This window comes from Burkholderia sp. ABCPW 14, assembly GCF_001523835.1.
Taxonomy (GTDB): Bacteria; Pseudomonadota; Gammaproteobacteria; order Burkholderiales; family Burkholderiaceae; genus Burkholderia; species Burkholderia mayonis.
The window spans coordinates 1-8,791 of the sequence record NZ_LOVS01000049.1 but is presented as its reverse complement, the minus strand read 5'-3'; the positions used below and the strand labels follow the sequence as shown (position 1 = coordinate 8,791).

10 protein-coding genes are annotated in these 8,791 nt (G+C 61.0%); 2 read left to right on the top strand and 8 right to left on the bottom strand.

Annotated elements, in window-relative coordinates:
* Positions 1-297 precede the first annotated feature (297 nt).
* Positions 298-1,191 carry a LysR family transcriptional regulator gene (locus WS62_RS06425; RefSeq protein ID WP_066569166.1) on the bottom strand — a complete coding sequence of 298 codons (894 nt, stop codon included), beginning with the start codon at positions 1,189-1,191 and terminating at the stop codon, positions 298-300.
* Positions 1,192-1,301: 110 nt separating this feature from the next.
* Between WS62_RS06425 and WS62_RS06420 the strand changes: the two genes are divergently transcribed.
* Positions 1,302-2,192, top strand: a complete 891-nt coding sequence (locus tag WS62_RS06420) for an alpha/beta fold hydrolase (protein WP_066569165.1) — start codon at positions 1,302-1,304, stop codon at positions 2,190-2,192.
* Between the two features lie 64 nt (positions 2,193-2,256).
* On the opposite strand, the gene WS62_RS06415 is transcribed toward WS62_RS06420, so the two are convergent.
* Genes WS62_RS06415 through WS62_RS06405 form a run of 3 tightly spaced genes read right to left on the bottom strand, consistent with a single transcriptional unit; the run spans position 2,257 to position 4,700 of the window.
* Entirely contained in the window at positions 2,257-2,946 is a 690-nt protein-coding gene (locus WS62_RS06415; protein WP_082720750.1) for an MOSC domain-containing protein, read from the bottom strand.
* 14 nt (positions 2,947-2,960) lie between these two features.
* Positions 2,961-3,857, bottom strand: a complete 897-nt coding sequence (locus tag WS62_RS06410; protein WP_066569159.1) for a dihydrodipicolinate synthase family protein — start codon at positions 3,855-3,857, stop codon at positions 2,961-2,963.
* Positions 3,858-3,917: 60 nt separating this feature from the next.
* Complete coding sequence (locus tag WS62_RS06405) at positions 3,918-4,700, bottom strand: aldolase (RefSeq protein WP_066569156.1); 783 nt, start codon at positions 4,698-4,700, stop codon at positions 3,918-3,920.
* Positions 4,701-4,825: 125 nt separating this feature from the next.
* Between WS62_RS06405 and WS62_RS06400 the strand changes: the two genes are divergently transcribed.
* The gene (locus WS62_RS06400) at positions 4,826-5,392 is read left to right on the top strand and encodes a helix-turn-helix domain-containing protein (protein WP_066569154.1); all 567 of its coding nucleotides are present in this window, start codon (positions 4,826-4,828) and stop codon (positions 5,390-5,392) included.
* Positions 5,393-5,523: 131 nt separating this feature from the next.
* Here WS62_RS06400 and WS62_RS37305 read toward each other — a convergent pair whose 3' ends face one another.
* From WS62_RS37305 to WS62_RS36045, 4 genes are all read right to left on the bottom strand, one after another.
* Positions 5,524-5,667 (bottom strand): hypothetical protein, encoded by a 144-nt coding sequence (locus tag WS62_RS37305; RefSeq protein WP_197422775.1) that lies wholly within the window; start codon positions 5,665-5,667, stop codon positions 5,524-5,526.
* A gap of 670 nt (positions 5,668-6,337) precedes the next feature.
* A complete protein-coding gene (locus tag WS62_RS32795; RefSeq protein ID WP_082720749.1) occupies positions 6,338-7,414 on the bottom strand; it encodes a phage/plasmid replication protein, II/X family in 1,077 nt (358 codons plus the stop codon).
* 46 nt (positions 7,415-7,460) lie between these two features.
* Positions 7,461-7,697, bottom strand: coding sequence for a helix-turn-helix transcriptional regulator (locus tag WS62_RS32790; protein WP_059734245.1), 237 nt, complete (start codon positions 7,695-7,697; stop codon positions 7,461-7,463).
* A gap of 278 nt (positions 7,698-7,975) precedes the next feature.
* A partial coding sequence (locus WS62_RS36045) for a hypothetical protein (RefSeq protein ID WP_231748214.1) occupies positions 7,976-8,791 on the bottom strand: 816 nt, incomplete at its 5' end.

The following is an 8,791-nucleotide window of genomic DNA, read 5'->3' as shown; positions in this document are numbered from 1 at the left end:
AATTCCCGCTTGCGCGTGCGCTTCGTCGACAAGTTCAGTCCAAGGTCAGTTTGTTTCATGGGCTACATGCTCGCTGCCTCGACGATTCATGGCAAGCACTCGCGAAGGCTAGTTGTGCAGAATTTCCCTAGTATATCCGTGACTTGTTTTTTTAATTTGCACGGTCTTCTTATTTTCATATTCGCGGATTCTCATCGATTCACTGCCGATCGCGCTTCGCTCTCGGCGCGCTCCGCATGGGCGATTCATTGCCGAGACGGACGTCGCGGTCGATGCGCTTTCGTCCGCATGGGCGAGTCAATTCGTCGGCACGAACCGGTTGCGGCGCCCGGTTTCCCGCACCGCGTCGATCAACGCGGCGCTCGCGGGCGTCGACTGGCGCGAGAACGCGTAGAAGCGCGCGGCGGGCAGCGCGGGCAGCCCGTCTTCCGATCCGCATTCGCGCAAGCCGTCGCGTAGCTGGCTGCGTGCGACGACGGTGACGGCGAACCCCGCAAGCGCCGCCGACACGCAGCCCGCCATGCTGCCGCTTTCGAACACGATGCGAAAAAGACGCTGCGCGCCGCTCAGCGCGGCGATCGCCGCTTCGCGATAGACGCACGGCTCCGGAAAGAGCGCGAGCGGCAGCGTGCCGGCCGCGTCGAGCGCGGCGTCCGACGCGTATGTCCACACGAGCGGCTCTTCCCACAACAGCTCGCCGGCTTCGTCGACTCGGCTGCATCGCTTGCCGAACACGACGTCGACGCGGCCCGATGCCTGTTGGCGCAGCAGATCCGAGGTGATGCCGACTTTCAGCTCGACCGTCGCCCGCGGATGCCGGCGACGAAACGCGTGCAGTACCTGCGGCAGCCACGCGCCCGCGAAATCCTCGGACGCACCGACGCGCAGCCGGCCGTGCAGCGGCGAGCCGCGCAGCCGCGCGCGCGCTTCGCGTTCCATCTCGACGATGTTGCGCGCATACGCATACAGCGTCTCGCCGGCTTGCGTGAGCTCGACGCGCCGCGTCGTGCGGGCGAGCAGCCCGACGCCCGCCGCCTGCTCGAGCCGCTTGATGTGCCCGCTGACCGCGGACGGCGTGAGCGCGAGGCGCTCGGCGGCGAGGGCGAAGCTGTGACGCTCGACGACTTCGAGGAAGGTGCGCAGCAGCACGATGTCGAGCGACATCGATGCCGAATCCGGCCGCGTATCCATATGGGCAATCAATTCAACGAGATATCCGAATAATAGACGATGATTCTTTGTGAATCGTGATGATCGATCGGTCTACGATCGACGTGACTTGTCGATCGACGGAGACCACGATGTCCGACTATGCGTTTGCGACGACTCCCTTGCTGGACGTCGCGTATCTCGAATGGAACCCCGCGGGTGCGCGCACCGCCGTGCTGCTGCACGGCTGGCCGGACAGTCCGGCATGCTGGAAAGCGGTCGCGCCGGCGCTCGCCGACGCCGGCTATCGCGTGCTCGCGCCGGCGCTGCGGGGTTTCGCGCCGACCCGCTTTCGCGACGCGGCGACGCCGCGCAGCGGGCAACTCGCCGCGCTGGGGCGCGACCTGCTCGATTTCGTCGACGCGCTGCGGCTCGAACGCCCGGTGTTCGTCGGACACGACTGGGGCGCGCGCGCCGTCGCGAACGCGTGCGGGCTGCGCGAACGCGTCGCATCGCATCTCGTGATGCTGTCGGTCGGCTACGGCACGAATGATCCGAATCAGCCGCTGTCGCTGCAGCAGGCGCGCAATTACTGGTATCACTGGTTCATGGCGACGCCGCGCGGCGAGCGGGCGGTGCGCGACGACCGCCGGGCATTCGCGCGCGCGATGTGGGATACGTGGGCGCCTTCCGGCTGGTATGCGCAAGCCGATTTCGACGAGGCGGCCGACGCGTTCAACGCACCCGACTGGGCGGACGTCGTGCTGCATTCGTACCGGCACCGCTGGGGCATCGCGAACGGCGACGCCGCCTATGTGGCCGACGAAGCGCGCCTGAATCCGGCGCCCGTGCTGGCCGTGCCGACGCTCGTGCTGCACGGCGGCGCGGACACCTGCAATCATCCGGACGGCTCCGCGTCGCGCGAGCGTTTTTTCTCCGGACGCTACGAGCGCATCGTGCTCGACGGCATCGGCCATTTTCCGCAGCGCGAAGCGGCTGCTCAGGTCGCCGAAGCGATCGCGACGTTCTGCGCGCGCGAATGAGAAGGGCGGGCGGCGGGCGCGCGCCGATCGATTCGCGCCTGCCGCCGTGTGCCGTGCGGTGGCGTCATCCGTCGAGTCGCTTCGTCCAGTCTTCGACCGCGCCCGCCTTCAGGCGCCGCGCGAACAACTGCCGCCATGACGGCGGCAGCGCGTCGATGCCCGACAGCGCTTCGAGCGCGCCGGCATCGAGCGTGCGCCGGTACAGCACGTCGAGCACGCTCGACAGCGGCCATTCGGGATGCGGCCGTTCGCGCAACGCGAGCTCGCCGTCGGGCTCGACCCATCCTTCATCGAGCACGCGGTAGTACCAGCCGGTTCGCCCGCTTTGCTGGACGCGCGCGGACATCTTCGGGAATCCGAAGCGCACGTTGAGCTTCCAGCACGGCTGCCGCGACTGCGATACCTGCAGCGTCGCGCCGCCGAGCGTGAAGACGTCGCCGATGCAGACGTCGCGCTCGGTGACGCCGCGCGTCGACAGGTTCTCGCCGAACGCACCCGGCCGCGCGAGCACGTCGCGCGGGCCGATCTCGGCCGCCCAGAGCGGATAGTGATCGCACGCATAGTGATGGACCGCCTTGTCCGGGCCGCCGTGGTGCTTGCGATCGGCCTGCTCGTCGCCTGCGAACCCGGTTCGTCCGAGCCACAGCCGCTCGCGCACCGGCTGCTTGTGGATCGCGCTCGAATGCGGCGTGTCCGCGAACGGACGAATCGCGCCGATCAGCAGCGCATCGAGTTTCGCGTTCGTCGAATGCACGTGTGCCGATCCGCTCATGCGCGCTTTACGTCGCGCAGCGCGTCGAGGATCGCCGCGAGCGCGCGTGTCTTGTCTTCGCCGAGCGGTCGCAGCGGCTTTCTCGGCTCGCCCGCGTCGAAGCCCGCGAGCCGCAGGCCCGCCTTCACCGTGACCGGCAGGCCGCCGGCGACGATGAACTGCAAGAGCGGCAATTGCTGGTGGAAGACGTCGCGGGCCGCACCGAGATCGCCCGCGCGCATCGCCGCATGCAATGCGAGCGGCAAGCGCGCGTTCAGGTTCGCCGCAGCGGTGCACCAGCCGGCCGCACCTGCCGCGAGCGCGGCGAGCGCCATCGGATTGCTGCCGTTGTAGAACGGAATCGCGCCTTCGCCCAGTTGCGCGAGCCGATGCATCCGCTTGATGTCGCCCGTGCTCTCCTTGACCATCGTCACGTTGTCGACCGTGCGGAAGATGCGCGCGATCAGCTCGGGCGACATGTCGATGCCGCTCGTCGCCGGGTTGTTGTAGAGCATGATCGGAATGCCGATCGCGTCGCCGATCGCGCGGTAGTGGCCGACGATCTCTTCGTCGTCGAGCTTCCAGTACGACACGGGCAGGACCATGACCGCATCGGCGCCCGCGCGCTCGGCGAATTTCGCGCGACGCACCGCGTTCGCGGTCGTCAGGTCCGAGATGCCGACGACGGTCGGCACGCGGCGGCCGACGGCCAGAATCGATGCCGAGGCGACGGCCTCCCATTCGGCGTCGGACAGATAGGCGCTCTCGCCCGTGCTGCCGAGCGGCGCGATGCCGTGTACGCCGCTTGCGATCAGGCGTTCGATGAGCGCGCCGAGGACGCCCGTATCGACCCGGCCGTCGGACGAGAACGGCGTGACGGGATAGGCGATGACGCCATGCAGTGCATTGGACATGGGTTGGGGTGCTCCGGAAAGTTCGATGTTGCCGGTCTGACGAGTGGACGAGCCGACGGCTCAGCCCAGGCAGTCGGGATGCTGGCGCAGCGCGCGGCGCGCGTAATACGCGAACGTCACCGCGTCGCGCTTCGGCGTCGAGATCCAGTCGTGCGCTTCCATCGCGAGCGCGGGCGGAATCGGCTTGATCGCGCCGGCCGCCGTCGCCATCAGTTGCAGCCGCGCCGCGCGCTCGATCAGGATCGCGAGCATGCACGCCTCTTCGATCGTCGCGCCGACGACGAGCTGCCCGTGATGCGACAGCAGGATCGCGCGCTTGTCGCCGAGCGCCTTCGAGATGATCTCGCCCTCCTCGTTGCCGACGGGCACGCCCGGCCAATCCTCCAGAAACGCGCAGTCTTCGTAGAGCGGACACGTGTCCATGTGCGATACGACGAGCGGAGCCTCGAGCATCGACAGCGCGGCGACGTGCGCCGGATGCGTGTGGATGATGCAGTTGACGTCGGGGCGTTCGCGATAGATCCACGTGTGAAAGCGATTCGCGGGATTCGGAATGCCCTGGCCGCCGATCACTTCGAGATCCTGATCGACCTGCAGCAGATTCGATTCGGCGATCTCGTCGAAGCCGAGCCCGAGGCGCTGCGTGTAATACGTGTTCGGCGCGTCGGCGCGGCAGGTGATCTGCCCGGCGAGGCCGGAGTCGTGCCCGTCGTCGAACAGGATTCGACATGTGAGCGCGAGCTTCTGGCGCGCGGTCCAGCCGCTGTCCTTGACTTCGTTGTCGAGACGCTGCTGCGCCAGCGCGACGAGCTCGGTCTTGGGCATCTTCAATGTGTCTATCATGCAACCTCCACGATATGAACGGGTGTGCGTGCAGTGCGCCGCTGCGGACACTGAAAACACGAAGTCGATTATAGGACACTCAGTGTCATACGATACAATCGGTTTTTCAAAAGACACCTGCCGTCATGACGATTCGTCTCAAGCTCCTGAGAAAGCAGAAAGGATGGACGCTCGACGTACTGGCCGAAGCGACCGGCCTCACGAAGAGCTATTTGTCGAAGGTCGAGCGCGGCATCAGCGTGCCGTCGATCGCGGTGGCGCTCAAGTTGTCGAAGGCGCTGCAGGTCGATGTCGAGCGACTGTTCTCGGATAGCCGCGACCGCGAGCTGATCACGGTCACGCGCGCGTCGGAGCGCACGTCGATGGGCAGCGGGGCGAGCGCGCGCGCACGCACGTACGAGAGCATCGCGGCGGGCGTCGCGCCGAAGAGGCTGCTGCCGTTCATCGTGCATCCGCCGCGCGATTACGTGAGCTCGGCGTTTCGCGAGCACGAAGGCGAAGAGATGCTGTTCGTCCACAAGGGGAGCGTCGAGATCGAATTCCCGAACGAGACGATCAAGCTCAAGACGGGCGATTCCGTCTATTTCAACGCGCTGATTCCGCACCGGATGCGTAGTGTCGGCGCGACGCAGGCGGAGGTGCTCGTCGTCGTGAGCAACGAGGAGGGCGTGCGAGAGGGCGGCGCTGGGTAGTAGCGGCGATTGCGCCAGAGCTCGCGGCGGATGGGAAGTGGTCGGGGGCGCGACCGAGGCGCGTCGGACACGGCGATGGCGGTTTGCGGCGCGCGGCTCGACGCGAACGAGATCCGACCGTTAGCGAGGACTTACTCGTCGTTGCCGATCTTCATGAAGAGGCGGATCGATCGGATCGCATACGCCAGGCCGCCGACCAGGACGAGGCCGGCCAGCGTCAGCAGGATGCCCTTGAGCGTCAGGGCGTTTTGAAGAAATAAAACAATGCGTTGCATCTATTGCATTTCATAAATTTGTGGAGTGATTGTAACGATTTTTCTGATTCATTATTGATGTTTTCATATGGTGCAACTTTCCTCGATGTGCGGGACGTCGCTTCCGGGTGTGATCGCGGTTTTTCCGACAGCGGCACGCCAGCGGCGCCGAATGTTCGCGAATCGGGGGAGGCGGAAGGGGCGGGCGCTCGAATGGCGGCGAGATAGGCGAGCCGCGGCGAGTTCAAATGAAAAAGCCCCGCGCTGCTGGTATCAGGCGGGGCTCGATTGCGGTGGCCGGCGGCGAGGAGCGTGCTCGTCGGACAGCCTTTGCCGCGTGTGAGCATCGGCGCGTTGTGCGCGATGCTTCGATGTCTGTCTGGTGCCAGGGCCTGAACGAAATAACCTTGCTAATTCATTGATATTTAAGGGGTTCGTGGCGTGCCAGCAACGCTGGTACCCCTGTTTGTACCCCTGCGGCTGTCGGTTGTCCAAATGTGCGCGATGCGTTCGGACAAGGTGCGGCGACCCATTGTATTGCGAACGACTCGAAACGTTGGGGTACCGGACAGGCTAATGTGCATCTGCGGCGCATCAGCATAAGAAATGCGCCCGGTGCTCGCGGAGAGCACGGGCGCGTCGGATTGAATGAAATACGCCGTCGAGCGTGACGACGGCAGCGCCGATCCGTCTAGCGACGAGGCTTCGGGGCCATGCCAGCATCAATCAGCCACGTCGGCGTGCGGGCAATAGCGCCTTTTCGGCTGAGAATTTCAGCGAGTGGTACTTCTCGCCCCAACTGATGCGGGCAGTCTAGATTGATGCCACGCTTCCGAAAATAGCTCTTATGGCGTGCACGTGTCACATCTGCATAGAACATCCGCCAGTCGGCACCTAGCATGTGAAGAGCGAGAACAGGCCGCATGCGATCGTCAATTTCTTCAAAACAAAACTCTGACAATGGGCCATACGAAATTCCCGTCAACGGAAGCCGACTAAAGTAATCTCGGAACACCTTTTTCGCAGTGTCGTCCGTCCAGTCGCAAACACGTGGCAGGCCGAGCTTGCGCAGTTCCGATCTTCTCAAGCGAACTTCAACGCGAAGCAAGGATTCGCAGGCGATAACGAGGCGCTCGTAAAGAGGGTCATCATGGAATTTGGATTTCTTCGCACGCATTTGTGGGCCTTTGGCATAGGCAACGACTGAATACTCCTTGCTATTTTTAGGGGATAGTGCGGCGTAGCGTTCGTGAAGATGACACTGGCAGCGCTGTGCGGCCAGCAGATACTTCAGTTGCGTTAATGCAGAATCAACTTGATTTACTGAGTCAACTTGGAAATTTACTGCTAAATCGACGCGATGAAGTTCGATATCGCCGTCGCGCCACTTCTTTTGCGTGTTCTTGTCGGGCTTGAAATGAAGCGTCTCGCAGATATCGAAGATAACTGGAAGAGTTGCATCTGTCATGTCATCCGACGTCCATACGTTTTGGCCGTAAAAGTATGCGTACGGAGAACCTTCTATCGTCAATTCGCCTGATGGGGAATTTGGCGACGAGCGATGACGAATGTGCATTGCTGAGCCGCCATCAATTGAAATCATCGCTTTACGATTGGATCGCTTTTGAATGATTTCGCCATCTGGTGTAACAATCAAGGCGGATAGCGTATCAGGGATATCAACGTCAATGCCAGTAACGGAAAATGCTACGGTATCGATGTTGACCTGGAAATCGCCGGAAAGAATTTTGCTGTAAATATTTTCCATGTTGATGATCGACCAAGAATGTCAAAATGATGATGGAGGTTATGTATTACTGTGAATCGGTGCGCGAGTATTTGATATCGCGATCACGTTTGCGATCGTTGATCCATTGAGTAATCTCGGCCAAAATCCATGCGACGCTGCGTGCGGACAAATTGATTTGGCGTGGGAACTTGCCTTCTTGCATGAGTGCGTAGATTTGCGTTTTCGACAGGCTTGTCATTTTTTCAACAGTCGTGCGATCGACCAGCTGGATTGAACTGTCGGTGTTTGAAAGGTCGCTCATCGTTCCCTCGAATTGATTGGTGATGAAACGATTCTGCCAGCGACTCAGATGCTTGGCTCGGTGGGAATTTTTTAACGAAAACACTCCTGCGGAATTATTATTTTGATGTCTTTGCTCCGCATTGGGTGTCGAAAGATATTTTGGTGGAGTGTTTTTGTCGATCTTTTGTTTCCGGGGAGTGTGGTGGTCGGCTTGCGTGCTTGATCTAAGGTGGCGGAAGAGGTTTTTTAAAATATTTCTTCCGCCTGCCGTGCTATGCTGATTTGTCGTGCTGTGGTTTAATTTCCGCTCTTTGGTATTTTGCTTCTTGTTGATTTCGATGTCACAAGTGCAACGTAACCAAGTTCGATATACTTAATCGCTTCCGGATAAAGATGCTTTCGCGCAATCTCTCCGAGAGTGTCGCAGTCTCGTTGATCCTTGGCTGCGCGAAGAATTTCTCCGATGTCTTTCCATCGTCTCTCTCCAGAATTCTTTAGGTCGAAGCACCGAATTCGAAGGAGGTGATCATCAAGGCTAATGGTTGGACTCGGGAGTTGTTGGGTTTGAGGGTATAGCCTTCGAAGATTGGTTGCACGTTGCTCAATTGCCTTCGTTACCAATTCGATCTGTCGAGGAAGCGCATCTTGTGAGTATATCGATGATCGAAGGTCTAAGGTAATGGCGACCTGATGATGTTTTAAGGTGCGGGAGAATTTTAAATTCCGAACGCCATCGGGTGCGCGGGAGATTTCAAACTGTGCCGAAATGCCTTCGCCTTGACCAAGATTTTCTTCGCGAAAATCTTTGTACCGTCTGAGGAAAAACTCGTCAGCGATATCTTGCATGCATTGTTCTGCGTCAGGGTCGCTTGCGTTCAATGCGAGACACTTTTTCTGAAAATTCCTGTTGCGTCGCGCATATTGCCATGCCAAATCTTGGTAGTTCCAAGACTCCCATTCATCATATTCGCTGATATCTTCCCCGCTGTCGATGGCGGTCAAAATCCGCGCTTTTCCGGCGGCGTCACGTAACGGCGGCATGACACAAGTTTCAAAATCGACGTTGCAGGAGCGACGAACCTGTCGGAAGCGGGATATTGACGCGGGGCGCGA